Raw genomic sequence first — 26,147 nt, 5'->3', positions numbered from 1 at the left:
TACCTTTCGTCAAAGACCCGGCATACCGATGAAGCTAGGAAGTTTCTTGATGCGCTCGACCCAAGCAGCAATTGCCGGATATGGGTCGAGCGGTACGCCACCCTCCCAACCGAGCGCGACATAAGGCATGCACGCGATGTCTGCGACCGTAGGCCTATCGAGAACCAGCCACTCCCGCTTTTCAAGATGCCGATCCATGATCGTCAGAATGCGCGCCGCCTTCTCTCGCGCCGCCGCGATGTCGATATTCATTTTGAACTTGTCATGCAGGCGCGCATCACCCGGCCCGCGTGCGATTTCGTTCTCCGCCACCATGAGCCACTGCATGACCCGCGCCATCGACTCCGCGTCGGTGGGCAGCCAAGCCTCCCCGCCCCACTTACGAGCGACGTAAACGAGGATCGCCTGACTATCTCTGAGGATAACATCGCCGTCTTCAAGGACGGGCACCTGGGCAAACGCATTGAGATCGATAACGGGACTGCGTTTATGCGCGCCGCCCATAAAGTCGACTGGGATTAGCTCGACCGTGACGCCGAGCAGCGAACAAAGCAGTCGGACCTTGTAGCAATTTCCGGAAACATCGAGATCGTATAATTTCATCGCCTTTGCCCTCTCTCACCGTCTCTGGAAACCGGAGATAGGGCATGCTAGCCGGCGGCGGCAGTCCGGATTTCCAGCAAGGACCTTCTCGAAAAATGAGAGGGAGGATCGGCCACCGTGCCGCTCAGTCCAGTCCTTTCTCCGTTCCTGCCGAGCACGCCCGCCAGACCTCGACGGCCTGCTTCGTTTCCGCCACGTCGTGCACGCGAACCATCTGAACGCCTGCCGCAACGCCCGCGATGGCGCAGGCCAGAGAACCCGGCACTCGGTTCTTGGCACCATCCACGTTGCAGAGCTGACCGATCATCTTCTTACGGCTCGCGCCGAGAAGCAGCGGCACGCCGAGCCCATGATAGAGCGACAACCCTGCCATCACCGCCACGTTGTGATGCAGATGCTTGCCGAAGCCGATGCCCGGATCGGCGACGATTTTCGACTTCGGAATCCCGGCCGCGATGCACGCCTGCACGCGGCTCTCCAGATAATCAAACACGTCGAGCACGACGTCGTCATACTGCGGATCGTCGTTCATCGTTTTCGGATCGCCCTGCGCGTGCATGATAATGACCGGCAGCCCCGTCTCGGCAGCAACCTCCAGCGCGTCCGGTTCGTGCGTGAAGGCCGAAACGTCATTCAGAATATCAGCTCCCGCCGCCGCCGCGCGCTTCATGACTTCAGACTTGCGCGTATCGACCGAAATGACGGCATCCGTCTTTGCTCGCAGCCCTTCGATCACGGGAATGACGCGTCGTAGCTCTTCTTCGACAGCGACATAGTCAGCCTGCGGTCGCGTGCTCTCGCCGCCAATATCGAGAATGTCGGCACCCTGTTCGATCAAACGCAGACCGTGTTCGACCGCATCGCGCGTCGAAGCAAACTCGCCGCCATCGGAAAAGCTATCGGGCGTAACATTGATGATGCCCATGATGCGCGGCCGGTCGAGTGACATACCGGCAAGCCGCGCCCGCGGTTCCGAAAGCTCCTGCAGAATATCGGCAGCAGCCAGCGCTTCCCGCCCCCAATCGCCGCTGAAGGCATCGCCGAGCACGACCGTCCGCCGCTTGGTGCTTGACGAGCCACGCGTCAGCACGTCGAGCGCGGCGAACGACAGCCGACCGCCAGCCAGCGGCAAGCCCTTCCACTCAGGCACATCCGCTTCGTCAACGGCGCGCCGCTCGCTCCGGTCCCAGAAGATGGCGGTGGGTTGCAGATAGATTGAGCGTTTCATTCCGGTGTGTGCCTGCCCGTGCGCGCATAACTCATGAAAAAGCGGCCGCGAAACAATCGCGGCCGCTTGGAAATTATTGGCCGACCATCGACCTCGCCACTTACTGCGGCTGAGGCTCAGGTCCGATGTCGATGCCGCCCTGCGGTTCTCCGCGCGGACGCGGCGGCTGACGACCGGCCGAGGGAACAGCCGAACCGGCGGGCCCCTTCGTACCGTCATCATCCGTCGGACGAGAGATCTTCTCGCCGCGCATGATCGTCTGGCACTCATCGCCCGAGATCGTCTCGTATTCCATCAGCGCCTGCGCCATCAGCTCCAGTTCGCCCTTGTGCTTCGTCAGCACTTCCCAAGCCGTGGTCTGGCCGGTGGTCACGATGCGGCGAACTTCTTCGTCGATGAGCTTGGCGGTCTCATCGCTCATGTTCTTCTGCTGCGTGATCGAATGGCCGAGGAACACTTCCTGCTGGTTCTCGGAATAGAGCAGCGGACCGAGCTTCTCGCTCATGCCCCACTCAGTCACCATCTTCTTGGCGATGTTCGTCGCCTGGCTGATGTCGCTCGATGCGCCGGTATTCAAGTGCTCACGGCCATAAATCAGCTGCTCCGCGACACGACCGCCGAACGCCATCGCGATCTTGCCCTCGCACCACTGCTTCGAATAGCTGAGGCGATCACGCTCCGGCAAACTCATCGTCACGCCCAGCGCCCGGCCGCGCGGAATGATCGTTACTTTGTGCAGCGGATCGTTGCCCGGCACGACAAGATTGACGATCGCATGGCCTGCTTCGTGGTAAGCGGTCGCGAGCTTCTCTTCCTCGGTCATGGCCATGGTCTTGCGCTCGGCGCCCATCATGACCTTGTCTTTGGAATCTTCGAATTCGGCCTGCGTTACGAGCCGTTTGTTACGGCGCGCAGCAAGCAAGGCCGCTTCGTTGACGAGGTTCGCGAGATCGGCGCCAGAGAAGCCGGGCGTACCGCGCGCGATCACCTTCGGATCGACGTCCGGCGCGAGCGGAACTTTCTTCATATGGACGCGCAGGATCTTCTCGCGTCCCATGACGTCCGGGTTCGGAACGACGATCTGGCGGTCGAAACGGCCCGGACGCAGCAAAGCGGGATCGAGCACGTCGGGACGGTTCGTCGCCGCGATGATGATGATGCCTTCGTTAGCCTCGAAGCCGTCCATCTCGACCAGCAACTGGTTGAGCGTCTGCTCGCGCTCGTCGTTGCCGCCGCCAAGACCGGCGCCACGATGGCGGCCGACAGCGTCGATTTCGTCGATGAAAATGATGCATGGCGCATTCTTCTTCGCCTGCTCGAACATATCGCGGACGCGGCTCGCGCCGACGCCGACGAACATCTCGACGAAGTCGGAACCGGAGATTGTGAAGAACGGCACGTTGGCTTCACCGGCCACGGCGCGCGCAATTAGCGTCTTACCGGTGCCGGGAGGACCGACGAGCAGACAGCCGCGCGGAATGCGTCCGCCGAGGCGCTGGAACTTCTGCGGGTCGCGCAGAAACTCGACGATTTCCTCAAGATCGGCCTTCGCCTCATCGACGCCGGCCACGTCTTCGAACGTGACGCGCCCGTGGCGCTCCGTCAAAAGCTTGGCGCGTGACTTACCGAAGCCCATGGCTCGACCGGAGCCGGACTGCATTTGACGCATGAAAAAGATCCACACGCCGATGAGCAACAGCATCGGGAACCAGCTCAGAAGAATGCTCGTAATCGATTGCACTTCATCCTCGGCGGGTCGCGCTTTGAATTTTACACCCTTCTCGCGCAAAAGCTTTACGAGGTTGGGGTCTTCCGGGGCGTAAGTCGAGAACGAAACGTCTCCGCTGCTCGCATCGCGCTTCGTACCCGTGATCCGATTACCTGCAATCACGGCCTCGGTTACGTTACCCTTATCGACGGCATCAAGAAATTCCGAATATTGAATTTCGTTGGTCCGGCGCGTCGTGCTCGGATTGCTGACGAGATTGTAGAGGGCAAGCAACAGGACGAACAGTGCCGCCCAAATCGCAAGTTTCTGATAATTCGGGTTCATATTTTTCCTTGATGGTGCCACCGGCACCAAATCGGCGCGTGCTCGGCGGCACTGCTGCCCCCAAAGTTAGACCCTAACATAGGTGCCAGCGTAACGCCGCACAAGTTCGGCCATTTACCAACCTTTGGCCTCCGACCGTACGGTCAATTCCTTAAGATCTGGCAGCGGCAGCCAGGGGCTGATCTCGTATGCCTTTGGATCGAGCGGCGCTGCATCGAATAACGCGAATGGGGCAAGAGAAGGGGCCGCAAGGAACCTGTCCCCGATCCAAAATGACGGCAGCGCCTGTGCCGCACGGGTCGGCGGCCGACGGGTCGGCGCAAGGCGCGGCACGATGGCCGCATAGCCCTTTTCGCCCAAAGGCTTAACCGTGACGGCATCGGTCATATCGGCCTGATCCGGCGCAAACCGCACGACGAAACGCTGATCCCAGACGGTCGACTCACCGACGGACAGCATGATCTCGGCTTGTCCGAGCCGCCCCACCTCACGCCAGACGCGCACGAAGCGCGAGCCGCTCGATACTACCACTCCACCCAGTGTTGCCGCTGAGGCAGCATCGCGTTGCATACGCGCCACCAAGTCCTCAACCTCGAAAAGTTGCGGTGACGGACTTGCGCCGCCGTATCGCGCGATAAGCCGCGCGAGAACTTTCTGTCGCAGGAATGCCGGGCCAGCCTCGAATGCCCGGCGATCGAGCTTCGCGAAAACGTCGTTGCCGTATGACAGATCAAGCGATGCCACGAAGTGCGCTTCGGCGTAGGCCAAGGCCTCGCGAGCTTCGCCTAGGCGCCGGGCGGACGTTGCAATGGCCTCGGACGACAGACCGGCCTCTTCCATCTGCTCCAGCGCCGAGCGAACGCGCGCCCGCTCATAGCGCCGGTCGCGGTTCGTCGGATCTTCGGCATAGCTGATGCCGCGCTGAGCGACCGTCGCCAACAGCCGCGCTTTCGGAAAAGCCAACAGCGGCCGCATCAGTACGATCGGCGCGCCATCGCGCAGCGGCCGTTCACTACGCATGCTGGCAAGACCATCCAGTCCCGCCCCGCGCGCAAGCCGCATCGCAAACGTCTCGGCCTGATCGTCACGATGATGCGCCGTGACGATTGCGATGTTGGCCGCAACAATCGTTTTCGCGTGCGTTTCGAGCAGACGATAGCGCGCCTCCCGTGCGGCGGCCGACAGACCCGAGGTCGGCTTTTCTCCGTCCCAACTCAGAATAGCGTGCGGCAAACCGTGGCGCCGCGCTTCGGCGCCGACCATCTCGGCTTCACGACGCGACTCGGTGCGTAGACCATGATCGACGGTGGCGACGGAGACGTTTGGCTTTAGCTCTTCGAAACGGGCACGCCATTCAGCTGCGAGCGCCATCAACGCCATGCTGTCCGGACCGCCGGATACCGCAAGCACGACATGATCGAAACGCGCGAGCACCGCCAGCGCGGCATCCGCTTCCACATTGCTGATCGGCGATTGCAAATCTCTACGCACGGGCAAACTCTCAGCCGGCAAACGCCCTAAAGGCCGGCGAACACAGATTTATTGGCAGCCGATCCGCTGACGCTCGCTCTGCGCCCGGCCTTTGACGCTCTGCGGGGCGGTCGGAAATTTCGCGGCGAGCTCCGAGAACGATGAGCAGGCTGCCTCTTTCTGACCCAGCCTGTCCAGCGACATCGCGAGCTTCAACAGACTGTCGGGCGCCTTACCGCTCTGCCCATAAGTCTGATACCCCTTGAGAAACGCGCCCGCCGCCGCCTTGTATTGACCGCGCACAAAATACGTCTCGCCGAGCCAGTATTGGGCGTTCCCCGCGAGCGAGTCGTTGGGATACTTCTTCAGGAAATCATTGAAGGACGCTTCCGCCGAACCATAATCGCGCTGCAGCAGATAGCCATACGCCGTCTCGTAGGCTTGCTTGGGATCGCCCGGCGCTTCGCTTGTGGGCGGCAGAGCCGCCGTCGAAACGCCCGCGCCGGGTGGAGACGACCAGCCGTTGGCCTGCCCTTGCTGATCCTGCTTGTTCAGAAGCCCGCCGATGGCATCGTTGCCGCCATTCCCCGGCGAAACTGTCGTCGAGCCGAAACCTGGAATAGCCGCGGGCTCGGCTTGCGGCGTTCCGTTGCCACTCCCGAGCGAAGCCGTGTCAGGTCCGCCCGGAAGGTCGGTTCGATGTTGCACGCCGCCCTGCGCTTGGATCTGTTCCGTGAGCTGCTGAACCTGTGCCGTCAACGCCCGGACCTGCGTTTCGAGGCTTTCGATCCGCGCGGTATCAGCACCGCTTCCGGCCGATGGGAAAGGTTGCGATACAGCTCCGCCGCCACCGCCGCCGTTCTTGGCAAGTGTCTCCAAAGTCCCGACGACGACCTGCATGTCGACAAGCTGCTCTTCCAGGGCATCAACGCGCGCTTTGAGAGCCGCGTCAGGAGAAGCATTCGCCACCGCGCCGCCCTTCGTCCCGCGCGCATCGTTCGCCTGCGCCATGGCTGGGCGAGACAAAAGCGGACCGGACGAGAGAGCCAGAACCGCAATCAAGGCGACGGCCTGAAAGGCGCCCATGCCAGCGTTCACGCCAGTGCTGTAGATTTGCGCAAGCTTGGCCATCCCCGGCTGTGCCCCTCGGATCAGTTGATGCGACACGTGCCGGAACAGGATTCTCCCGCCAGCCGGCTGCGGGAGCTTACCCCAGGTGTTCCCGCGTCTCCACCTACGCCGGGTCGCACTCCGCCATCAACCACCTTTCCCAACAACCTATTGAGAAATCTGATCGCCCGAATCGCGCAATTGCCGGCTTGCCGTTCCGGACGTGGAATTTGCCAAACCGGAACGCCGCGCACCGGCTTGCCAGCCGGAATAGACGTGCCAGTAGTTGATCAGGACCTCGGCATTGCGATTCTGCGCCCGGCAAAGGGCGTTGTCGCAGATCGCAACCTGGTCCAGATCTCCGGCGGCTTTGATCTCGATGCGATTCAGCGGCAGACCAGCCACCACGAGACGATCGCGAACCGCCTGGGCACGTTGCAGCGAGAGATCGCGAGCCGCCTTGCTGTCGCCTTCACCATCGGCCCGGCCGATGACCATGATAGACAGATCCGGCCGCACACTCAGCCAGCGCGCCTGCTGCTCGATAAGGCTGCGCGCCCGACCGCCAAGCGCGGCGCTGTTCTCAGCAAAAAAGACGCGATCGCCAACATCCAGCAGGAAAGCATGCCGATATTCCGACGTCCGTTCGGCCTCATCGGCTTTCAGCCGTTGGCGCGCTTCCGGATCGAGTTCGCCACGCTCGAGCGAGGCGAGCGCTCGCTTGGCGCGCGACGCGGCAGCCGTGCCGGGATATTCGTCGATAACGCGATTAAGGAGCCGGCGGCCCGAATCTTCTGCGCGGTCGGACAAGGCATCCAGACCGTCTTCGAGAAGTTCGGCTGCCCGAATGCCATCGGGATCGCTGTCTTGCGCACCGACATGCGATGCCAAGGCGCCCATCAGGCCCAGGACGCAACAAATCACGCCAGCCGCAACAATTGAAGTCCGCGAAATCCGCATTGAATAAGGGCGCCGCAACTAAAAATAACGTGGCGTCCTTATGCGAGGCCAATTGGGCCAAACTTTGCTGATAGCAAATGACGTTAAAGGTTTATTAACGTGTTGCCGAATTGAGCCACCCGGCAACTGCTATCAAACGAGACCGCTCAGGCATCGACTCGACGGGACCGAGCACGTGGCGGCGGGCGAAACGACGCCCAACCGATCCCCCGCGGTTGATGCCCAGCGCTAACGCTGGCTGACGACGCCGCCGCTGTTGAGCACGGTCTGCGCGCGCCGGTTCTGCGACCAGCAGGAAATATCGTTGCAAACCGCAACCGGACGCTCCTTGCCGTACGAGATCGTACGGATGCGAGCGCCGTTGATACCATGCTGCGAAAGGAAGTTGCGCACGGCCGTCGCGCGGCGCGCACCGAGCGCGATGTTGTATTCGCGCGTACCGCGTTCGTCGGCGTGACCTTCGATGGTGATCGTGTACTGCGGGTACTGCTGCAGCCATTGGGATTGCTTCACGAGCGTTTGCTGCGCTTCCGGCGTCAGATCCACCGAGTCGGTCGAGAAGTAGACGATGTCCCCGACATTCTGGGTGAAGTCGCGCTGCGAACCGGGTGTTGCATTGCCATACTTGCTGGCGAGCGAGTCGGGCTGCATGTCTTTGTTGGCACATGCGCCGAGCGTCGCGGCAAGAATCGAAACGGCGGCAAGGCGCAGGCCCAAGCTCCGCGCAAACGTGGCCATCATTCCGCTAATCCCCTTCGTATCGATCTCGTCCCTTGCGCGAGTCGCACCGCGTACCGTCCGCCAAGAGATAGTGTTTGTCCCTTATGCCGATAGCGGAGCGTTCAGCCGAAAATATGGCCGATTCCGCAGCGGTAGCTCCCCGATCCGTCGTATTTCGAACTGGCAATCTGGGCTTTCCGCAGCAGCCTCTCACCGGATCTATTACCATCGGGTTTAGAGGTGTGTGTGCGACTAATTTGAATTACGACCACTTTTCTTTGTGTTTTCCCGGAATTATTGCGCGAGAGCACCAAAGAACTTGAGACTCACTTGTTCTGATCTTTTGTCAGCACAGTGACGACGCCTTGAACGACAGGCCTAAAAAACTCAAGACCGAGTTGTTGACGGAAACCCGCCCACAACTCGGTCTTGAAGATCAATAATGAAAAACGCAGTACTAAGAAGTCAGGGTGCGCTTAGTGCGCAACCTGCTCCGAAGCGACGGGCCCGCCAAGTTTCAGCGGCGTCGTTTCTGCTTCACGGCGGCAAGCACCGAGAGCAACAGCAACCAAAACTGTAGCGAGAACGATTGCGCTCTTCATTGTAGTCTCCTTAAAGTTCCTGATTACGCGCTAAATTAGCGAGCAACCGAGTCGCTGGCGACCGGGCCGCCAAGCTTCAGAGGAACATGCTCAGCTTCGCGACGGCAAGCGCCGAGAGCGATAGCCGCAACAACTGCTGACAAAAGGATCAGCCCCTTCACACCCTGCATGGTCATATCTCCTGATACGATTCCGGCAAAAGCCGTACTCTGGGGTACCGGGAGGGCGGTCTTGGATCAAGAACGGAGGCGGCAAATCCCAAGTTTTCCAACCCCATAGATGCGAAAATGCAACGGGGCTTAGTGGGCAAAATTCAACACTTTTGCCAGCCGCGTTAAGATACGCAACCCGTTGGCATCGCGTATCTTTTCGAGGCCATTTGCCATCGCCGTTAATATTTGTGACGACGCATTCGTAAACGCGATCTTAATTCAGCAGCGGCGACCACGCAGGGTCGGATGCAAACGACGGCGTCTTCACTTCGCGCTCGTTGTAACCGGTGATGTCGACCGAATAGATTCGAGGTCCACCCGACTCGCCGTTGCTGACGTCACGGAAGAACATCAACACCCGGCCGTTGGGCGCCCACGTCGGCCCCTCGTTGTGGAAGCCCGACGTCAATTGCCGCTCGCCCGAGCCGTCCGGCTTCATCACGCCGATGATGAACTGGCCGCCCGCCTGCTTGGTGAAGGCGATGTAGTCGCCACGCGGCGACCAGACAGGCGTCGAATAGGTGCCATCGCCCCCAGAGATCGGATGCTGGTTGGAGCCATCCGAATTCATGACCCATAGCTGCTGCCGGCCGCCGCGATCGCTTTCGAACACGATCTGACTGCCGTCGGGCGAGTAGCTGGGGCTGGTGTCGATGCCGTTCGACTGCGTGAGTCGCCGCGGCTGCCGCGACCTCAGATCCATCTCGTAGATGTCGGAGCCGCCGTCCGGTCTGCCGAGACTCATGATCACGCGCTGGCCGTCGGGCGAGAATCGCGGCGCGAACGTCATGTTCGGAAAATCGCCGACCAGTTCCCGCTGTCCCGTCTCAAGGTTCATGATGAAAACCTTGGGCTGGCCATCGGCCATGTAGGCCATGTAGGTGATTTCCTGGTTCGTCGGCGAGAACCGCGGCGTCAGCACGAGTTCGTTGCCTTGCGTCAGCAAGCGAACATTGGCGCCGTCCTGATCCATGATCGCGAGCCGCTTGATGCGACGTTCCTTCGGTCCCGTCTCGTCAACGAAGACGATTCGCGTATCGAAGTAGCCTTTTTCGCCCGTCAGGCGCTCGTAGATGCTGTCGGCGATCATATGACCGATGCGGCGCCAGTTTCGGGACGCCGTTGAGAATCGCTGCCCGGTGAGCTGCTTTCCGCCTGCCACGTCCCAGACCCGGAATTCGGCGCCGACTCGCCCGTCGCCGCTATTGACGACGCGCCCCACGACTAGGGCGTCGGCCTGGATCGACCTCCAGTCGTTGAACCGCGGCAGCGCGTTGACGTCGCGCACCTGCTCCAGAAAAGACCCGTGATCGAGCGGCCGGAACAAACCCGAATTCCCGAGATCTGCTTCGACCACGCCGGAGATTTGCTGCGCGAGTTGCTGATCGTCGCCAAGGAATGTCGGGATTGCGATCGGGATCGGCGCAATCGTGCCTTCCGTCTGCGTACCTTTGAGCTGCGCCATGGCGGGCGTCGTCGCCAACCCTGGAGCGAGCCCTATGGCGGCAGCGACGAACGTAGCGACAGAAAACAGCCGTTTCAGGCGGACTTTCAGAATCATTCAGGCTCTCTCATGCGTCACTGCCGGCAAACCGGGAGTTCAAAGATTGTCTCGCTTCGCGGTCGATTGAAGCAACTTTTAGGCGTTTACAACATTTGTCGCGGATCGAAAGTCCAGTCGATGATCTTCCAGCCCCCTTCGTACTTGTCCGGCGGCAGATGGAAAGGCGCACAGGTCCGAACGGCCCGAAGCGCCGCCTCGGCATAAACCTGCCCCGCCGTCGTGTTCGGTGCTGACGTCACTTGCGGCTCGCCTGCGAGTGTGCCGTCGGGATTGAGTTCCCAATGCAGCGCGACGACCGGCACTTCCTCGCCGCCGCCCGTTCCCGGCGGCCGCCAGCAGCCGTTGAGCTGTTGTTTCAGCATGCCCTTGAGCAGATCCTGCTCGCGGGCCGAAAGCACCGTATCGGTGCCCGTCGCCGTACCGGCTTCCTTGCCCGTGTCGAACGCGTCGTTCTTTGAGCCAGATGCCTGCTGACCCTTCTTCCGCTTGTCCTTGTCGAGCAACGCTTTCGGCGTCGCGTCGTCCGGCGACTTGTCAAGTAACGCGGCAATCTTGCTCGGATCGAACTGCTTCTTGGCAGCCTCGGCCTTCTTGCGCGCCTCTTCTTGCCGCTTCTTCTTCAGTGCAGCGAGCTTCTTTTTCTTTGCCTCTTCCGCAGCCTTCTTCTTGGCTTCGGCGAGCGCTTTTTTCTTCGCTTCCTCCGCTGCTTTCTTCTTGGCTTCCTCTTCGGCCTTTTTCTTTGCCTCTTCTTCGGCTTTCCTTTTAGCTTCTTCCTCGACCTTCTTTTTTGCTGCTTCTGCGGCCTGTTTTTCTTCTTCGGCCTTCTTTTCTTCAGGCGTCGGACCAGGCTCGGGCGGCGGAGGCGGCGCGTTCGCAGCCGGAGGCGGCGGCGTCTCCTGCAGCTTCTTCGCGATCGGATCGGGCTCGGACTTCGAGGCCTCGGGCGGAGGTGGAGGCGGCGGAGGCTCTGCGGCGTCCGGCGGTTCGGGCTCCGGCGGCGGCTCCGTTTTCGCGACCTGCTCCTCGGCCGGGGGCGGCGGAGGCGGCGGCGCATTGGCGGGCTTTTGCGTATCGTTCTTGCTGTCGTCCGGCGTCGGCTTGTCGTTCGCCTTGGTTTCGAGATGCTTGGCGTCTTCGCTGCCCTGCTTCAGGCGCAGGAACTCCGACGGCGTGATGAGTTCAGCCGAAATCGCGGGTGTATCCGGGGTCAGCGGCGGCGAGGAATGCAAGCCGTAAAGCGCCCACCCGAGAAGGGCGGCATGAAAAAGAAGGGACAGAACAAGTCCGAAGGGCACGGTTCAGCACCCACAATCAACATAAGGCGGCGCGTCCGGCCGCCGATACTCACCAAACTGCGGCCCAAGAAGCGGTCCGAACTGCGACGGGAACCGGCCGCAGACCGAAGCCTTCGCTGCCGACAGGCCTCGCGACGAACCGGTCTTGAGAGGGCGCTGACGCGCATCCATGTTCGTCATACGTATCGTCCTTTAGCGATTACGGGCGCTAAGTGCCTCCCTTCTCCCCGTTGAGAACGAACGACAACTTCTTGAAGCCGCCCTGATTGATGCGGCTCATGACTTCCATCACCGTACCGTAGTTCACACCCTTGTCGCCGCGCACGAAGATCGTCTCGTCGTAGCCGTTCTGCGCGATGGCCTTGAGCTTCGTCGCCAGATCATCGAGCGGAACCTGCGAATCGCCGATGTAAACATCGCCGTTAGCCTTCACCGTGACCGCCAGCGGATCTTTCTTCGGCGTCGGAATTTGCTGCCCCTTGGCTTCCGGCAGATTGACGTCGATGCCGGTCTGCAGCAGCGGCGCGGCGACCATGAAAATGATGAGCAGCACGAGCATCACGTCGACCATTGGCGTGACGTTGATCTCGCTCATCGGCATATGCTTGCCGCGACGCCGACCGCGTCCACCGCCTCCGCCCGCCTTGACGCTCATTCCCATCGGCTAAGCCCTCACGTCGATCTGCCGCGAGACGATCGCTGCAAATTCATCCGAAAATGCATAGAGACGCTGCGAGATCGCAGCCGAATCCGCCGAGAACTTGTTGTAGAAAATAACGGCAGGAATAGCGGCCATCAGGCCGAGGGCGGTTGCAAAAAGCGCTTCCGCGATACCCGGCGCCACAACCGACAGCGACGTATTCTTGGAAACCGCGATCGACTGGAAGCTCGTCATGATGCCCCAGACCGTGCCGAACAGACCCACGAACGGCGCCGTCGAGCCGACCGTTGCGAGGAAAAGCAGGCGTCGATCGAGCCGTTCCATCTCACGGCTGATCGTAACGTCCATCACCTTCTCGACGCGAAGCTGAATGCCGCCGAGGGCGCGAATGTTGCCTTCGACAGAGCGCTTCCACTCCCGCATGGCCGCCACGAACAGAGCCGCCATCGTGATCGTCCGCCCACGCGACAGATTGGTGTAGAGCTCGTCGAGCGACTGGCCGGACCAGAAAAGCTGCTCGAAACGATCGCTTTCGACGCGTGCTTTGCGGAACGCCAGAAGCTTTTCGAAAATGATCGCCCAAGACCAGATCGAGGCGAGCCCCAACCCGCCCATGATGAGCTGCACCACGATGCTTGCGTGCAGAAAAAGTTCGAGAAAGGAAAAACCACCCGCTGAGACCGGTGCAACGGCGCTTTGGGCGACATCCGCGGGATTCATTTCACCATCCATGTCGTAGAACTGCGATACCCGTGCGCAATCGCACGAGCCTTGGAATTTCGGTAGCACCGGGAAACGCTCAAGGCGAACCCAATGATATGAGACGCGCCGAGCATCGGCCCGTTGAAGAAAGTGTATGACGGCCTAATGACGTCCACCCCGGCAGCAAGCGCCCCCGCCCCATGCGCATATGGAGCGGAGAGCTTTTGCCGCCCAATATGACCAAACGAGGGCTTACTACAGCCCATGACATCGCCGCATCCGCCCGTTTATCCACGAAAATTGCGGCCGTTGGCCTCAGGCGGAGCCAAGATAAGCCACTGAAGGTGCTCAATCCGTGTCTGACCGCAATCGGCCGACGTCTGCCTATCCCTGATGCAGGCCCCTAGGATGCCGAGCTTTTCGCGCCTTCCGCGTAGGCGGCAAAAGCTTCCCGCACAGCTCCGCTGAGACGCAGCGGTTTCCCCGAAATCGCAACGAGCACCACGATGACGTCCGCGGACACGAGACGCACACCGTCGCGGCTGATCGTCTGCTCAAGCGTGACGCTTGCCCCACCGAGCTCTTTCACACGGGTCTCGACCTCCAGAAGATCGTCCATCCGTCCGGGGCGCGCGTAGTCAAACGTCATCCGTCTCACGACGAACGCCGCTGGCTCGCCACTGTCGGAGCCGTCGATTAAGCGGCGCGCGTCGGTGCCGAGCAACCGCAGAAAATCCGTGCGTCCACGTTCGGCATAGCGCACGAACGATGCGTGATAGACAACGCCGCCTGCGTCAGTGTCCTCGAAATAAACCCGGACCGGTAGAATATGCCGCTGGCCGTTCGCATCATTGACGATGCGGCCCGCGATATCCGGCCATTGCTCGACGCTCAAACTTCGCCTCCGTTTGCCCCGCCGAGGTCAGCGACCACGATTTCCGGCGGAGATCCGATCCGGATCGGCAGCGACGAGCAACCAAGGCCGCCCGAAACGATGAGATGCCGCCCATCCTCAACGATATGCCCGTAGACATAGCGCGACCCATAGATCGACGGAACGACCGGCGCATATCCTAAAATGCGCACCTGACCGCCATGCGTGTGGCCAGCAAATGTCAGCGACACGCGCTTTGAAACGCTCGGAAAGATATCGGGTTCATGCACCATGAGAATGACCGGCGCATCATCCTCGATCGCGCGCATGGTCGCCGGAAGATCATCGACGCCCGCATAGCTCAATCCGCTATCCCGGCTCGGCACCACCTCGTCGCTTTCAACTTTGGGCGGTTTGAAAGCCCACTGATCGCCGAGCCCCGCAATCCAGAACGGATGCCCGTCTTTCTCCAGCCGAATGGCAACGTTTTCATAAACCGGAATACCGACGGCTTTCAGCGCCAGTCCCGCCGGCGTCGGACCTGCGCGGCGTTTTTGAACCTCTGCCGACTGCCACCAGTCGTGATTGCCGAGAATCGCATGCACGCCATAGGGCGCTTTCAACTTCGCCAGCTCAGCAGCCCACGCCTCGTTGCTGACCGCGCCGGAATAGCTGCCAAGTTGCAAGCCGACGACAAAATCGCCGAGCATCAGGATGGCGTCCGGATTGAGCGCATTTGTCTGCGCCACGATGCGTTCGAGCCGTTCGGTCGACATCCACGGATCGCAAACATGCAGATCGGCCAGAATCGCCAGACGCAATGTCAGTCCCGGCGTCCAGTTCGGCGGCGTAAATGCGTAGGTCGTGACATGCTCGCGGAAGGCTTCGGCGACGGCATAGCCACTGAGCGCCGTCGAGCCGACGCCTGCCACGCCCGTCATCTTCAGCAGATCGCGGCGGCTAATCACTGCAAATCCCTCATAAATCTTCAGATTTGAAAGCCGAACCCCGACATTCGACAGCAAATGCTGTTCAAACCATGAACTTTTTTAAGTTTTGGTTGAGGAGCGGCGTTACGCCTCGCCTTCGCCATCCTCGAAAATCGGAAGCTCCGGCGAAGCCCCTTTTGCCGGGCTATTTACGCCCAGATGCCTGTAGCTTTTGAGCGTCAGAACTCGTCCGCGCGGCGTGCGCCCGATGAAGCCCTGCTGTAAAAGATACGGCTCGACGATCTCTTCGAGCGCGTCACGGGGTTCCGACAGCGCCGCCGCCAGCGTCTCGATGCCGACTGGGCCACCTTCATAATGTTTGAGGATGCAGCCCAGATAGCGATGATCGAGCGCATCGAGACCCTCGCCATCGACTTCCAACATCGTCAACGCCCGGTCGGCAACCTCGGCATTGATGACGACGGCACCCTCGACCGCCGCAAAATCCCGGACGCGGCGAAGCAGCCGCCCTGCGATGCGCGGCGTCCCGCGTGAGCGTTTTGCGATCTCGCGTGCACCGTCCGGCGACATCGCGGCCCCGAGCACGCGTGCCCCGCGCCCCACCACCTGCTCAAGCTCGGCAACCGTATAGAAATTGAGCCGCACCGGAATGCCAAACCGGTCGCGCAGCGGATTGGTCAGCAGCCCCGCCCGCGTCGTTGCGCCGACCAGCGTGAATTTCGGCAGATCGATGCGGACCGACCGCGCCGCGGGCCCCTCGCCGATCATCAGATCGAGTTGGAAATCCTCCATCGCCGGATAGAGAATTTCTTCGACCGCCGGATTGAGCCGATGGATTTCGTCTATAAAGAGTACATCGCGCTCTTCGAGGTTCGTCAGCAGCGCCGCGAGATCGCCGGCCTTCGAAATCACCGGCCCTGAGGTCGCCCGAAACCCGACGCCGAGTTCCTTCGACAGGATCTGCGCCAGCGTCGTCTTGCCGAGCCCAGGAGGCCCGGCGAACAGCACATGGTCGAGCGCATCCCCGCGCCCGCGCGCCGCTGAGATGAAAACCCTCAAATTTGCGCGCGCCTGCTCCTGCCCGACAAAATCGTCGAGCGACTGCGGGCGGATCGTCGCCTCGAAGGCATCCGCGTCCTTACGTGCGCTGCTGACAAGCCTGTCGGTCATGGTTTGTTCGTGAGGCTATTCGCCAGCGCCGTCAAGTCGGCGCGCCAGGGACCGTTGGAAACGCGGTGCAAAGCCTGACTTCACGCCTCTTCGCGCAGAATCCCACCTGCGATCAGCAGCGCACGCATACCGATGGCCAGCAACCCCGCCAGAAACGCCAGGAACGGCATCGCCGGTCCGGCGTGAAACGGAAAAATGATCACGCCCGCCATGAACCCCAGCACACCGGCCACGGCCGCATGCAGCCACGGGTACGTGCCGTTTTGCAGGACGAACGGCGTCAATCCCAGCGCTGCGACCGTCGCCGGCAATGCGCTCCAGACGAACGCATCCACCGCGACTTCGCCGATAGCTTCTCCACCGTGAGGCGGCAGGAAAAAATTCGTCGCCGGAGCGAGAAATTGCAGTCCGACAAAGATCAATCCGGCAAAGAATGGCGCCGCCAGCGACGTAATCAGAACCATCCAGAGCGTGCGCATGGTGTTGCTGATCTTGTTCTTTTCCATGCGCGAGACTGCTTTCCGGTTGCGGCGAAAATTACGACGGACGGCCTAGCGCGCCAACTCTTTGAGGCTGCGCTTGATGAGGGCGGCAGTATCGGCAGCATCTCCCAATTCCTGCGACGCGACCGCGACGGCGGCGTTGGCCTGCGCCGGGTTGTAGCCGAGATTCGTTAGCGCCGAGAGCGCTTCGGCAAATGCCAGACTCGATGGCGGCATGCTGGGCCCAGGCGCAGCCGTACCCGCACCACCCGCCGGAATGCTATGCCCGCCGAGCGAGAGCGCGGGCGCCTTGTCCTTCAATTCCAGAACGATGCGTTGCGCGAGTTTCTTGCCGACGCCCGGCGCTTCTTCCACCGCTGCCCAGTTGCCGAACGCCACGGCATTGGCAAGATCCTGCGGCGCCATCACGCCAAGCACGCTCAAGGCAACCTTGGCGCCGACGCCTTGGATCGTCTGCAGGGTACGAAACCAGCTCCGCTCGAACTCGCTCTGAAATCCGAACAGCCGGATCGCATCCTCGCGCACGTGCGTATCGATCGTCAGCGCCACGTCGTCGCCGACCTTCAGATTGCGCAGCGTCTTCGTCGAGGCCTGCACCTCATAGCCGACGCCGTTGACGTCGATCACGAGGTGGCTTTCGCCGATCGCATCGACCTTGCCCTTGAGCTTCCCGATCATATGAACTTGCCGATCATGTTCCCGCGACCTTGGCCGCAAACGCCGCCGCCCGCTGGCGACTGACGCGATGATGCGCATGCGTGATAGCGATCGCCAATGCGTCCGCCTCATCCGCACATCCGAACGTCGCCTTCGGCAGCAGGAACGAGATCATCGCCTGGATCTGATGCTTTTCTGCGTGACCCGCACCGGTCACCGATTTCTTGATGAGGTTCGGCGTGTATTCCGCGACTCGCAGCCCCAGGCGTGCGGGCGCCAGCAGCACCGCGCCGCGCGCCTGGCCGAGCTTCAGCGTCGAGCGCGGGTTCTCGTTGACGAACGTCTCTTCGACGGCGGCCTCAGACGGACTGAAGCTCTGGATCACGCTCGTAACCTCGTCGAACAGCGCCGAAAGCCGATAGGCAAGATCGTCATCCTTGGGCGGCGTAATCACGCCGGACGCCACATAAACGAGCCGGACGCCATCGCTTTCGATGACCCCCCACCCGGTCCGGCGCAACCCCGGATCGAAGCCGATAATGCGAATCGTTCGTTCCCTCATGCTCTTCGCATAGCACGAACCGCATAGGGCGCCGAAGGCGTCATCGGCGGTGGCGGCAGCGGCGGCGGCTTGGTGGCGTCCGCAACCTTGCCCGTCAGGATCGCATCAAGCGCTTCCGCCACGTCGGGCTCGGTCCAGTAGCCGGTATGGCCGCCTAGGCCCATGACATGATTATCGACGCGCAGTCCCGGCGGCGGCTGGATGCGACCGCCGATGTAATCGTCCACCCGGAAGAGATTGATCCAGCACTTGAGCTTCGACGCGATGCCGATCGGCACCTGCTTCGCAGCCGCGTATTCGTGGAAATATTTCTGATAGATGCTGCCGAGCGGCGATCCGAACGTCAGCAGCGCCGGGGCGGCATCACCGAGGCGCGTATAGTTCGGCCCATTATCGCGCAGATAATCGTAGACGATCACTGACCCTTGGCTGTGCGCCAGAAAGATCACGCCGTCATAGCCCTGGTTCTGCACGAAGTGTTCGAGCACCAGGTTGAGGCGCGACTGTATCCGCTCGCGCCGGAGCCGGCGGTTGCGAATGCGAAACACCGACGGGATGAAGTACGCGGCCGTCTCCTGCCTCGGCTGATAGTGATGATCGATCAGATCGCGCGCGAAGTTTGCAACGTTGGCGACGCGCCGTCCGAAGAAGAACGGCAGCACCAAAGCGACCACCGCCGCCACCGGCAGGATATAGCCCCTCAGCGTCACGAACATCTGGTTCTTGTCGAGATAAGGTTGCACGAAGACCAGCGCGAAGACGACGAGGAACGCGAAAATCAAAAGCCCGACCAGCGCTGGATTGAACAGCAGCCGCGGCATGTTCCGTGCCGTCTGTTCGAGATCGGAACGCCCGCGCCGCGCCTTGAATTGCCGGATTTCGATCAGCACGATCGAGGCTAATATCATCAGCAGCACGGTGACGGCGGTCGCCGCATAAATGAACTTGAAGCGACCGATCCAGTCGAGCTCGATGTTCGGCACCTGCACAAGCTTTGCAAGCGGACTGTCGGGTTGAATCTCGTGCGCGGCGATGGCCTTCTGGACAATGGGCCGCGCTTCCCGCAGCGTCGTGATCGTCTCGGCCCGGTTGAGCACCGGATAGATCACGCTGACGACCACTGTCGTCCACAGCATGAACTGCATGATGAGGATGGCGATGCTCGTCGACAGCGTCCCGAGCCGCGAACGGTCGCGCGTGATCCGGGCGCGGACCCAGGCGAACCCGAGCAGCACCGCCGCGAAGACCATCATCCCGCCCCAGAACCTCCAGCCCCAGATGATGATCTTGTAAAGACCGTCGATGTAGCAGGCCGCGTTCGTCGGTCCGCCGACGCAGTCAGCAACACCGCGGGCCAACATCCGCTGCGGACCGATCTCGAGTTCGGGAATGTACTGTAGAAGCACGAGCAGCGCGTTGTAGTACGTCAGCGCGAATACCGCGAGCGACGTCACCACCAGCCAGAACACGGTATCGTACCAGGAGTAATCCTGCTGCCGGCTGATCCGGTAGAAAACATAAAGCGACGTAATAAAAATTGCGCCCGTCATGACGAGCACCTGCGAGCGGACGTCCATCATTTCGGTCGTCACCGACACGGGCTCGAACAGGAACAGCGCGCAGATCGCTGATGTCACGATCGTGAGTGCCGCGCTCGGACCTCGGATCAGCCAGCCCGCGATCCAAAGCAGCTTGCGCAGGATCCACGAGGTCACATCCCGCGTCCGGTCGAGCATGGCATCGACAAGGTGATGGGATTCGAAGATGACGCGAAAGAGTTGCAGCAGCGTATTCACGCGCCCGGGCTGGCCTTCGGTCAGGTCCGCCCAGTGCAGTTCTACGGCTTCGATCTCGATGCCGCTGTTATGCGCGGCGCCACGGCGGATCACCGGAAACACGGGCGGTGGATTGCCGACCTCGGGCTCGGTCATGCGATTATATTCGTTGGCAGGCGAAACGCTGTATCCAGGCCGCGTCGTGGCCAGGGTATCGAGAACGGCATTGACGCAATAGCCGGGCTCAGTCTCGCCCACACCGTGGACAACGACCAGTCCGACACGAACCCGGCTTCCGCCCCCCGATGGTCCGCCCGCCGCCATGCCTACTCCCGTACACCGTGCACGCCCTAATCATAGTGCGTTTTGACAGCAAAGCACGCTTCCCCGGCTTTGCCGCCGCACCAAACTCGTAAGAACGCAAGATTTCGACTTTAGTGTTGCGGAATGAATAAATAACTTGGCGGTCCGCCGCCACCATTGAGGTTCAGGACGTAATGAACGCCACCTTCGCTCATCCGCTCTGGATTGTGGCAGGTCTGTTGCTGATCCTTGGCGGATTCCGGCTATTTCGCTGGGCCAAACGGAATGATACGCGCGCCGCCATCGCCGCCGCCACGACCGAAGCCGCAATTAACAAACTTCGCAAAAAGCCGGGTGCTGCCGCTCCAGGCCAGAGGAAAGCCTCGGCCGGAGGTAGTGCCCGTACCCGCTTCCGCAACTCGATGGCTCAGTTTTTCGGGATCGTCGGCATCCTGATGGTCATCGCCGGGCTGGTCGCGATGACGTTTGGTGTGTTCTATACCGCCGGATAGCTCTCAGCTCTCCAAGAGCCTCGGCCAAAGCGCTCCGGCCTATAGCCTCAGGCGGCCGTCAGCTTCTTCAACACTTCGTCGGAGATTTCGAAGTTGGCGTAGACGTTCTGTACGTCGTCGTCGTCTTCGAGCGCGCCAAGCATCTTCATGATTGTCTGCGCATTGTCTTCATCGACCGAAGTGGACAGGTTCGGCTTCCAGACGGCTTTGACGCTCTGAGCTTCGCCGAGCTTTTTCTCAAGCTCGCCTGCGACCGTCCCGAGGGATTCGAATGCCGTCGTGATCAGATGGCCGTTCTCGTCCGACTGCACGTCGTCGGCGCCCGCCTCGATCGCAGCTTCCAGCACGGCATCCGCAGATCCAGCACCCGGCTTGTAGGTGATCTCGCCGATATGATTGAACATATGGCTGACCGCACCCGTCGCGCCGAGATTGCCGTTGTATTTCGTGAACACGCTGCGGACGACGCCGCCCGTGCGATTGCGGTTGTCGGTCAAGGCTTCGACGATCACCGCCACGCCGCCCGGCGCGTAACCTTCATAGCGAACCGCTTCGTAGTTCGCGAGGTCGCCGCCTGCCGCCTTCTTGATGGCGCGCTCGATGTTGTCTTTCGGCATGTTTTCGGCGCGCGCTTCCTGGATCGCCAGCCGCAGCCTGGGGTTCATGTCCGGATCGGGTGTGCCCGACTTCGCGGCCACCGTGATCTCGCGCGCGAGCTTCGCGAAGAGCTTCGAACGCATCGCGTCCTGCTTGCCCTTGCGGTGCATGATGTTCTTGAATTGCGAATGGCCGGCCATGCTCGTGCTCGTTGCGTTTTTGGGATTGTGCTGAAGCCCCGTCTTTTGCGCAACGGCCGCGCGCGGGTCAAGGGCAGCCCTTCAAAGCCTCGTTCAGGCGACCGTCTCCCTCCAGAAAGCAGGCGTTGACGGCTCGAGATGCGGACCAAGCCGCAGCGGGGCGGCATGAATGGCCAAGCCAGTGGTGTCGTCCGTATCGACCGCGAACCCTGAAATCGACCCCGGCCCGACGGCCGGCTCGTAACGACCCCGCGGGATCCGCGTGAGAAAGCGATTGATCGGCTCCTCGGGATCCATGCCGAGCACTGAGTTGTAGTCGCCACACATTCCCGCATCTGAAAGATACGCCGTTCCGCTCGGCAGAATGCGGCCGTCGGCGGTGGGCGTATGAGTATGTGTTCCGACCACGAGACTGACGCGCCCATCGAGGAAATAGCCCATCGCCTGTTTCTCGCTCGTCGCCTCGGCGTGAAAGTCGATGATAACGGCGTCGGCTTCGCGCTTTAGTGCACAAGCCGCCAATTCATTATCGACGGCGCGAAAGGGGCAGTCGTTTTCAGGCATGAACACGCGACCCATCGCATTGACGACGAGCACATCTGCGCCCGCCTTTGACTGCAGCAGAGTGGCGCCCCTTCCCGGCGTACCTTTGGGATAGTTGAGTGGCCGGATCAGCCGGTCATGTCGCTCGATGAAGACGAGCGTATCTTTCTGATCGAACGCATGGTTGCCGAGCGTCACACAATCGGCGCCGGCGTCGATCAGATCGTTGAAAATCGCTTCCGTAATACCGAAGCCGCCCGCCGAATTCTCGCCGTTGATGACGACGAAATCCAGGCCGAACCGCCGGATGAGCCCGGGTAATGCATCGCATACGACCGTGCGGCCCGCACGGCCCACGATATCTCCAAGAAACAGAAGACGCATGAAATGGTCCGACCAGAATTTATTGGCATTTTTGGGGACCCGAAGGCGTCAGGACCCAGTCGAGTTTTTCGTCATAGCTTTCGGCAGGCACCGCGTCGACCTTTTGTTCGTCGTAGGCGATCCCGACGGCGATGATCGGCTTTATTTTTCGCAAGTGGTTGAGCGTACGGTCGTAAAAACCACCACCATAACCCAGGCGATACCCTCGCGCATCGAACGCCAGCAGCGGCACCAGCACGACGTCCGGATCGACCTCCGGCTTGTCGTCGGTCGGCTCGGCGATCCCCCAGGCTGCAGGGGCCATCACGTCTCCGGGCGACCACAACCGCATAACAAGTGGCTTGCCCCGCCCCTGCATCACCGGCAGCGCCAGCTTGCAGCCTTCGGCCTGTAGCCACGTCATCAGCGGCGCCGGGTTGATTTCATCGCGGATTGCCGCGAACCCCGACACCGTCGCCTCGGGCTTTATGCCAAGGAAATCCAGACCTTGGGCGGCAACCAGCCGACTCGCCTCCGGCCCATGGCGCTCGAAGGCTTCCTTGCGACGCAGAAGCGCTTCGGCGCGCAGCTCTTTCTTTGCGTCCGCCATCATTTCGCTGTCTAACGCAAGTTGGTCCTGAAAGAAATAATGCCGCGAAGGCCGTTGAGACGATGATCCCGCGTGGTCCCTACGAGCGTAGGTGGGCACCATGTGTCCGGAGCCACGGCTCCGGTCAGGGACAGCGCCCGTGCGGATCTTATAGGCCCCCGGGTCATATTGTCCCTGACGAGCCCCGCAGCATCTGCTGATGTATGTGAACGGCTAAGAAAAATCCAGTGGTTGCTTCGGCATATGCACGAGCCCGATGGGCTTTCGCCGCCTTAGCCCTTGGCGCGCCGCTTCTCGGGCTCGGCGTCTTCGTCCGCCTCAAGGCTGCGGATCGCGGCCGAGCGCAGGTCTGCTGAGCTGCCCCCGAGCAGATCGTCGACATCGGCCCGAGTATCGAACAGCTCGTCCGTAATCATCAGCGCCGCCATGAGGATCAGACGCTCGTCGCCGACCGCACCATGCTCACGGACCAGTTCGTCCAGTTTTGAGTTGAAGTACGAGACGATGTCCCTCAGGCGCCGCTCGTCGTGTTCCTCGCAGTGGAACCGATAGGTGCGTTGATTGAAGGTGAACGGGACTTCGGCCATCCTGCCCGGCAACGCAGCCGGTCTCCCCCTTGAACGACGCTCACGATGACTCGCTTTCGCGCAGACTATGAAGCGAATCGAGAACCCAATCAATGCGATTGAGGGCGTCGGCGGTCCGCTGCTCAAGCTCCGCGATCCGCTGCTGGGCGGTCGCCAGCTCGGCTCGCAGGCGCGCATTCTCGGACCGCAAATTGAGGTCACCCGACGGCTTGCGGGCAGACTTCAGGTCTTCCGCGCGCTTGATCTTAACGGTGTTGCGTTCAGTCATGGCCTCTCATCGCCCTCGCGGGCGACACGATTGACGCATCGATCACCTTAGCTTGGGCGTTAGGTTACGTGGCTAAGGTAAATGTCGTCAATAAACGAGACCGTGTTTGCCCCCTTATGACTGAAAAGAATCCTAGGAGCGTAACCCAAAGCACCGGGGTTGCCTGATTGACAGGCGGCCACCAAGTGACGTTAAAGACCCGCAAAACCTTGAGACTGATCGCGACGAGCCCGCAATTCGTCCGTATCCGTCACAATTTCTCACACCCGGAGGATCTCCAAGAATGGCTGTGAAGGTCGCGATCAACGGTTTCGGCCGCATTGGTCGCAACGTGCTGCGCGCAATCATCGAGAGCGGTCGGACGGACATTGAAGTCGTCGCCATCAACGATCTCGGCCCTGTCGAAACCAACGCCCATCTGCTGCGCTATGACAGCGTGCATGGCCGCTTCCCCAAGGAAGTGAAGGTCGATGGCGATACGATCGACGCCGGTACCGGTCCGATCAAGGTGACGGCCATCAAGAACCCCGCCGAGTTGCCGCATAAGGCTATGGGCGTCGATGTCGCGCTCGAATGCACCGGCATCTTCACCTCGAAGGACAAGGCCAAGGCGCATCTCGAAGCCGGCGCCAAGCGCGTGCTCGTCTCGGCCCCGGCCGATAACGCCGATCTGACGGTCGTCTACGGCGTCAATGACGACAAGCTCACAAAGGAGCACGTCGTCGTCTCGAACGCCTCGTGCACCACCAACTGCCTCGCGCCGGTCGTCCATGTCCTCAACAACGCAGTCGGCATCGCGCATGGCTTCATGACGACGATCCACTCTTACACGGGCGACCAGCCGACGCTCGACACCCTGCACAAGGATCTCTACCGCGCCCGCGCTGCGGCGCTGAACATCATCCCGACCACGACCGGCGCCGCCAAGGCCGTCGGCCTCGTGATCCCGGAACTCGCCGGCAAGCTCGACGGCGCGTCGATGCGCGTGCCGACGCCCAACGTCTCGCTGATCGACTTCAAGTTTGTCGCCAAGCGGAACACGACGGCAGAAGAAGTGAACAACGCCATCGTTGAAGCCACAAAATCGAACCGCCTCGGTGGCATTCTGACGGTGACGAAGGACAAGCTCGTATCGATGGACCTGAACCACGATCCATCGTCCTCGACCGTCGCGCTCGATCAAACCAAGGTGATTGACGGCAACTTCGTTCGCGTCGTTTCCTGGTATGACAACGAATGGGGCTTCTCGAACCGCATGGCCGATACCGCAGTCGCAATGGCCAAGCTGATTTGAACGGGATTTTAGAGCGGGCGCCAGTGAACGGCGCCCGTTATTGTGCGTTTCACTCTTTAAACGGCCTACGGAGGCAAGTATGAGCGAAAAACTTGAAGACATCGCCCGCGCTCTCGTTGCGCCCGGCAAAGGCATTCTGGCCGCTGACGAAAGCACGAGCACGATCAAGAAACGGTTCGACTCGATCAAGCTGACATCGACCGAAGACAGCCGCCGCGACTACCGCGAGATGCTGTTCCGCGCCACCGAAGGCATGAAGAATTACGTCTCCGGCGTCATTCTTTACGATGAGACCATCCGTCAGAAGGCCAAGGACGGTACGCCGCTCGTCGACATCATGAAGGCCGCAGGCTCGCTTCCCGGCATCAAAGTCGACATGGGTGCAAAACCGCTCGCAGGTCCGACGTCGAAGGTCGAAACCATCACCGAAGGCCTCGACGGCCTGCGCGAACGCTTCGCCGAATATTACAAACTGGGCGCCCGGTTTGCGAAGTGGCGCGCGGTCATCACAATTGCCGACGGCATGCCGACCTGGAACTGCATCAAGGCAAATTCGCACGCGCTGGCCCGCTACGCGGCCCTTGCCCTGGAAGCCAACATCGTGCCGATCGTCGAACCCGAAGTCCTGATGGACGGCGAGCATTCCGGCCACGACATCGATGAATGCTATCGCGTGACAGAGTGGACGCTGCGCACCGTGTTCCGCGAACTCTATGATGCCCGCGTCAATCTCGAAGGCATCGTGCTCAAGCCGAACATGATCATTTCCGGCCAGAAGTGCTCAAAGCAGGCGAGCGCCGCCGAAGTTGCCGAAAAGACGGTCAAGTGTCTGAAGGCGACGGTTCCCGCCGCTGTCCCTGGCATTGCCTTCCTCTCGGGCGGTCAGTCGGACGAAGCCGCAACCGAGCACCTCTCGCTGATGAACGCGTCCGGTCCGCTGCCCTGGCCGCTGACCTTCTCTTATGGCCGCGCATTGCAGGCCGCTGCGATCCAGGCCTGGGGCGGCAAGCCCGAGAACGTCGCCGCCGGCCAGCGCGCCTTCACGCACCGCGCCAAGATGAACAGCCTGGCTGCTCTGGGCAAATGGGACCAGAAGCTCGAAAAAGCGGCCTGATAAAAGCCGGATCAAAATCCCAGGCACGGCCTGAAGCAAAAGGGCGGATCTTTCGATCCGCCCTTTTTGATGTCTATACCGGCTG

At 61.2% G+C, this 26,147-nt stretch carries 28 protein-coding genes and 1 other RNA gene; 3 read left to right on the top strand and 26 right to left on the bottom strand.

Annotated elements, in window-relative coordinates; all coding sequences use genetic code 11:
* Positions 1–9: 9 nt before the first annotated feature.
* From ACLB1Z_RS06350 to ACLB1Z_RS06255, 20 genes are all read right to left on the bottom strand, one after another.
* On the bottom strand, positions 10–603 hold the full coding sequence (locus ACLB1Z_RS06350; RefSeq protein WP_409562537.1) for a glutathione S-transferase family protein: 594 nt from the start codon (positions 601–603) through the stop codon (positions 10–12).
* A gap of 124 nt (positions 604–727) precedes the next feature.
* Positions 728–1,831 carry a dihydropteroate synthase gene (gene folP / locus ACLB1Z_RS06345; protein WP_409562536.1) on the bottom strand — a complete coding sequence of 368 codons (1,104 nt, stop codon included), beginning with the start codon at positions 1,829–1,831 and terminating at the stop codon, positions 728–730.
* Positions 1,832–1,931: 100 nt separating this feature from the next.
* The gene (gene ftsH / locus ACLB1Z_RS06340; RefSeq protein ID WP_409562535.1) at positions 1,932–3,884 is read right to left on the bottom strand and encodes an ATP-dependent zinc metalloprotease FtsH; all 1,953 of its coding nucleotides are present in this window, start codon (positions 3,882–3,884) and stop codon (positions 1,932–1,934) included.
* Positions 3,885–3,998: 114 nt separating this feature from the next.
* On the bottom strand, positions 3,999–5,375 hold the full coding sequence (tilS, locus tag ACLB1Z_RS06335; protein ID WP_409562534.1) for a tRNA lysidine(34) synthetase TilS: 1,377 nt from the start codon (positions 5,373–5,375) through the stop codon (positions 3,999–4,001).
* A 48-nt stretch (positions 5,376–5,423) separates the two neighbouring features.
* The gene (gene ybgF / locus ACLB1Z_RS06330) at positions 5,424–6,485 is read right to left on the bottom strand and encodes a tol-pal system protein YbgF (RefSeq protein WP_409562533.1); all 1,062 of its coding nucleotides are present in this window, start codon (positions 6,483–6,485) and stop codon (positions 5,424–5,426) included.
* A 147-nt stretch (positions 6,486–6,632) separates the two neighbouring features.
* Positions 6,633–7,364, bottom strand: a complete 732-nt coding sequence (locus tag ACLB1Z_RS06325; protein WP_409563235.1) for an OmpA family protein — start codon at positions 7,362–7,364, stop codon at positions 6,633–6,635.
* A gap of 288 nt (positions 7,365–7,652) precedes the next feature.
* Positions 7,653–8,165, bottom strand: a complete 513-nt coding sequence (gene pal / locus ACLB1Z_RS06320) for a peptidoglycan-associated lipoprotein Pal (protein ID WP_013946655.1) — start codon at positions 8,163–8,165, stop codon at positions 7,653–7,655.
* 455 nt (positions 8,166–8,620) lie between these two features.
* Positions 8,621–8,746: a hypothetical protein gene (locus ACLB1Z_RS06315; protein ID WP_256380101.1), complete on the bottom strand. Its 126-nt coding sequence runs from the start codon at positions 8,744–8,746 to the stop codon at positions 8,621–8,623.
* Between the two features lie 35 nt (positions 8,747–8,781).
* The gene (locus ACLB1Z_RS06310; protein ID WP_256380100.1) at positions 8,782–8,916 is read right to left on the bottom strand and encodes a hypothetical protein; all 135 of its coding nucleotides are present in this window, start codon (positions 8,914–8,916) and stop codon (positions 8,782–8,784) included.
* 256 nt (positions 8,917–9,172) lie between these two features.
* Positions 9,173–10,519: a Tol-Pal system beta propeller repeat protein TolB gene (tolB, locus tag ACLB1Z_RS06305; RefSeq protein WP_409562532.1), complete on the bottom strand. Its 1,347-nt coding sequence runs from the start codon at positions 10,517–10,519 to the stop codon at positions 9,173–9,175.
* 86 nt (positions 10,520–10,605) lie between these two features.
* Entirely contained in the window at positions 10,606–11,817 is a 1,212-nt protein-coding gene (gene tolA / locus ACLB1Z_RS06300; RefSeq protein WP_409562531.1) for a cell envelope integrity protein TolA, read from the bottom strand.
* A gap of 208 nt (positions 11,818–12,025) precedes the next feature.
* Positions 12,026–12,478, bottom strand: coding sequence for a protein TolR (tolR, locus tag ACLB1Z_RS06295; RefSeq protein WP_013946652.1), 453 nt, complete (start codon positions 12,476–12,478; stop codon positions 12,026–12,028).
* A 3-nt stretch (positions 12,479–12,481) separates the two neighbouring features.
* A complete protein-coding gene (gene tolQ, locus ACLB1Z_RS06290) occupies positions 12,482–13,198 on the bottom strand; it encodes a protein TolQ (RefSeq protein ID WP_024275511.1) in 717 nt (238 codons plus the stop codon).
* A 385-nt stretch (positions 13,199–13,583) separates the two neighbouring features.
* On the bottom strand, positions 13,584–14,075 hold the full coding sequence (locus ACLB1Z_RS06285; protein WP_409562530.1) for a YbgC/FadM family acyl-CoA thioesterase: 492 nt from the start codon (positions 14,073–14,075) through the stop codon (positions 13,584–13,586).
* The gene (locus tag ACLB1Z_RS06280) at positions 14,072–15,022 is read right to left on the bottom strand and encodes a metallophosphoesterase (protein WP_409562529.1); all 951 of its coding nucleotides are present in this window, start codon (positions 15,020–15,022) and stop codon (positions 14,072–14,074) included. The genes ACLB1Z_RS06285 and ACLB1Z_RS06280 overlap by 4 nt, the downstream gene beginning before the upstream one ends.
* Before the next feature lie 105 nt (positions 15,023–15,127).
* Positions 15,128–16,174 carry a Holliday junction branch migration DNA helicase RuvB gene (gene ruvB, locus ACLB1Z_RS06275; RefSeq protein ID WP_013946646.1) on the bottom strand — a complete coding sequence of 349 codons (1,047 nt, stop codon included), beginning with the start codon at positions 16,172–16,174 and terminating at the stop codon, positions 15,128–15,130.
* 80 nt (positions 16,175–16,254) lie between these two features.
* Positions 16,255–16,680: a hypothetical protein gene (locus ACLB1Z_RS06270; RefSeq protein ID WP_409562528.1), complete on the bottom strand. Its 426-nt coding sequence runs from the start codon at positions 16,678–16,680 to the stop codon at positions 16,255–16,257.
* A 45-nt stretch (positions 16,681–16,725) separates the two neighbouring features.
* Positions 16,726–17,355 carry a Holliday junction branch migration protein RuvA gene (gene ruvA, locus ACLB1Z_RS06265; RefSeq protein WP_409562527.1) on the bottom strand — a complete coding sequence of 210 codons (630 nt, stop codon included), beginning with the start codon at positions 17,353–17,355 and terminating at the stop codon, positions 16,726–16,728.
* A 13-nt stretch (positions 17,356–17,368) separates the two neighbouring features.
* Positions 17,369–17,896: a crossover junction endodeoxyribonuclease RuvC gene (gene ruvC / locus ACLB1Z_RS06260; protein ID WP_409562526.1), complete on the bottom strand. Its 528-nt coding sequence runs from the start codon at positions 17,894–17,896 to the stop codon at positions 17,369–17,371.
* Positions 17,893–19,995: a hypothetical protein gene (locus ACLB1Z_RS06255; protein ID WP_409562525.1), complete on the bottom strand. Its 2,103-nt coding sequence runs from the start codon at positions 19,993–19,995 to the stop codon at positions 17,893–17,895. The genes ruvC and ACLB1Z_RS06255 overlap by 4 nt, the downstream gene beginning before the upstream one ends.
* A gap of 173 nt (positions 19,996–20,168) precedes the next feature.
* Here ACLB1Z_RS06255 and ACLB1Z_RS06250 point away from each other — a divergent pair, with 173 nt between their 5' ends.
* Positions 20,169–20,486, top strand: a complete 318-nt coding sequence (locus ACLB1Z_RS06250; protein ID WP_409562524.1) for a hypothetical protein — start codon at positions 20,169–20,171, stop codon at positions 20,484–20,486.
* A 47-nt stretch (positions 20,487–20,533) separates the two neighbouring features.
* Here ACLB1Z_RS06250 and ACLB1Z_RS06245 read toward each other — a convergent pair whose 3' ends face one another.
* From ACLB1Z_RS06245 to ACLB1Z_RS06220, 6 genes are all read right to left on the bottom strand, one after another.
* Positions 20,534–21,283, bottom strand: a complete 750-nt coding sequence (locus ACLB1Z_RS06245) for a YebC/PmpR family DNA-binding transcriptional regulator (protein WP_013946640.1) — start codon at positions 21,281–21,283, stop codon at positions 20,534–20,536.
* Positions 21,284–21,376: 93 nt separating this feature from the next.
* Positions 21,377–22,210, bottom strand: coding sequence for a TIGR00282 family metallophosphoesterase (locus tag ACLB1Z_RS06240; RefSeq protein ID WP_409562523.1), 834 nt, complete (start codon positions 22,208–22,210; stop codon positions 21,377–21,379).
* A gap of 19 nt (positions 22,211–22,229) precedes the next feature.
* Complete coding sequence (locus ACLB1Z_RS06235) at positions 22,230–22,802, bottom strand: 5-formyltetrahydrofolate cyclo-ligase (protein WP_409562522.1); 573 nt, start codon at positions 22,800–22,802, stop codon at positions 22,230–22,232.
* A 32-nt stretch (positions 22,803–22,834) separates the two neighbouring features.
* Positions 22,835–22,995, bottom strand: a non-coding RNA gene (gene ssrS, locus ACLB1Z_RS06230) — 6S RNA.
* Positions 22,996–23,071: 76 nt separating this feature from the next.
* Positions 23,072–23,386 carry a cell division protein ZapA gene (locus ACLB1Z_RS06225; RefSeq protein WP_409562521.1) on the bottom strand — a complete coding sequence of 105 codons (315 nt, stop codon included), beginning with the start codon at positions 23,384–23,386 and terminating at the stop codon, positions 23,072–23,074.
* 40 nt (positions 23,387–23,426) lie between these two features.
* Positions 23,427–23,654, bottom strand: a complete 228-nt coding sequence (locus ACLB1Z_RS06220; protein WP_013946636.1) for a hypothetical protein — start codon at positions 23,652–23,654, stop codon at positions 23,427–23,429.
* Between the two features lie 283 nt (positions 23,655–23,937).
* On the opposite strand from ACLB1Z_RS06220, the gene gap reads away from it, so the two are divergent.
* Positions 23,938–24,948: a type I glyceraldehyde-3-phosphate dehydrogenase gene (gene gap / locus ACLB1Z_RS06215; RefSeq protein ID WP_409562520.1), complete on the top strand. Its 1,011-nt coding sequence runs from the start codon at positions 23,938–23,940 to the stop codon at positions 24,946–24,948.
* A 79-nt stretch (positions 24,949–25,027) separates the two neighbouring features.
* The gene (locus ACLB1Z_RS06210) at positions 25,028–26,062 is read left to right on the top strand and encodes a class I fructose-bisphosphate aldolase (RefSeq protein WP_409562519.1); all 1,035 of its coding nucleotides are present in this window, start codon (positions 25,028–25,030) and stop codon (positions 26,060–26,062) included.
* Positions 26,063–26,147: the final 85 nt, after the last annotated feature.

Origin of the sequence: Hyphomicrobium sp. MC8b, assembly GCF_905067615.1 — a bacterium.
Lineage (GTDB): Bacteria > Pseudomonadota > Alphaproteobacteria > Rhizobiales > Hyphomicrobiaceae > Hyphomicrobium_B.
This window is presented reverse-complemented; position numbering and strand designations above follow the sequence as displayed.

Coding starts and splice junctions, on each gene's coding strand:
- ACLB1Z_RS06350 (WP_409562537.1), bottom strand. CDS start 603: ATGAAATTATACGATCTCGATGTTTCCGGAAATTGCTACAAGGTCCGA.
- folP (WP_409562536.1), bottom strand. CDS start 1,831: ATGAAACGCTCAATCTATCTGCAACCCACCGCCATCTTCTGGGACCGG.
- ftsH (WP_409562535.1), bottom strand. CDS start 3,884: ATGAACCCGAATTATCAGAAACTTGCGATTTGGGCGGCACTGTTCGTC.
- ybgF (WP_409562533.1), bottom strand. CDS start 6,485: ATGGCCAAGCTTGCGCAAATCTACAGCACTGGCGTGAACGCTGGCATG.
- ACLB1Z_RS06325 (WP_409563235.1), bottom strand. CDS start 7,364: ATGGGCGCCTTGGCATCGCATGTCGGTGCGCAAGACAGCGATCCCGAT.
- pal (WP_013946655.1), bottom strand. CDS start 8,165: ATGATGGCCACGTTTGCGCGGAGCTTGGGCCTGCGCCTTGCCGCCGTT.
- ACLB1Z_RS06315 (WP_256380101.1), bottom strand. CDS start 8,746: ATGAAGAGCGCAATCGTTCTCGCTACAGTTTTGGTTGCTGTTGCTCTC.
- ACLB1Z_RS06310 (WP_256380100.1), bottom strand. CDS start 8,916: ATGCAGGGTGTGAAGGGGCTGATCCTTTTGTCAGCAGTTGTTGCGGCT.
- tolB (WP_409562532.1), bottom strand. CDS start 10,519: ATGATTCTGAAAGTCCGCCTGAAACGGCTGTTTTCTGTCGCTACGTTC.
- tolR (WP_013946652.1), bottom strand. CDS start 12,478: ATGGGAATGAGCGTCAAGGCGGGCGGAGGCGGTGGACGCGGTCGGCGT.
- tolQ (WP_024275511.1), bottom strand. CDS start 13,198: ATGAATCCCGCGGATGTCGCCCAAAGCGCCGTTGCACCGGTCTCAGCG.
- ruvB (WP_013946646.1), bottom strand. CDS start 16,174: ATGACCGACAGGCTTGTCAGCAGCGCACGTAAGGACGCGGATGCCTTC.
- ACLB1Z_RS06270 (WP_409562528.1), bottom strand. CDS start 16,680: ATGGAAAAGAACAAGATCAGCAACACCATGCGCACGCTCTGGATGGTT.
- ruvA (WP_409562527.1), bottom strand. CDS start 17,355: ATGATCGGGAAGCTCAAGGGCAAGGTCGATGCGATCGGCGAAAGCCAC.
- ruvC (WP_409562526.1), bottom strand. CDS start 17,896: ATGAGGGAACGAACGATTCGCATTATCGGCTTCGATCCGGGGTTGCGC.
- ACLB1Z_RS06255 (WP_409562525.1), bottom strand. CDS start 19,995: ATGGCGGCGGGCGGACCATCGGGGGGCGGAAGCCGGGTTCGTGTCGGA.
- ACLB1Z_RS06250 (WP_409562524.1), top strand. CDS start 20,169: ATGAACGCCACCTTCGCTCATCCGCTCTGGATTGTGGCAGGTCTGTTG.
- ACLB1Z_RS06245 (WP_013946640.1), bottom strand. CDS start 21,283: ATGGCCGGCCATTCGCAATTCAAGAACATCATGCACCGCAAGGGCAAG.
- ACLB1Z_RS06240 (WP_409562523.1), bottom strand. CDS start 22,210: ATGCGTCTTCTGTTTCTTGGAGATATCGTGGGCCGTGCGGGCCGCACG.
- ACLB1Z_RS06235 (WP_409562522.1), bottom strand. CDS start 22,802: ATGATGGCGGACGCAAAGAAAGAGCTGCGCGCCGAAGCGCTTCTGCGT.
- ACLB1Z_RS06225 (WP_409562521.1), bottom strand. CDS start 23,386: ATGGCCGAAGTCCCGTTCACCTTCAATCAACGCACCTATCGGTTCCAC.
- ACLB1Z_RS06220 (WP_013946636.1), bottom strand. CDS start 23,654: ATGACTGAACGCAACACCGTTAAGATCAAGCGCGCGGAAGACCTGAAG.
- gap (WP_409562520.1), top strand. CDS start 23,938: ATGGCTGTGAAGGTCGCGATCAACGGTTTCGGCCGCATTGGTCGCAAC.
- ACLB1Z_RS06210 (WP_409562519.1), top strand. CDS start 25,028: ATGAGCGAAAAACTTGAAGACATCGCCCGCGCTCTCGTTGCGCCCGGC.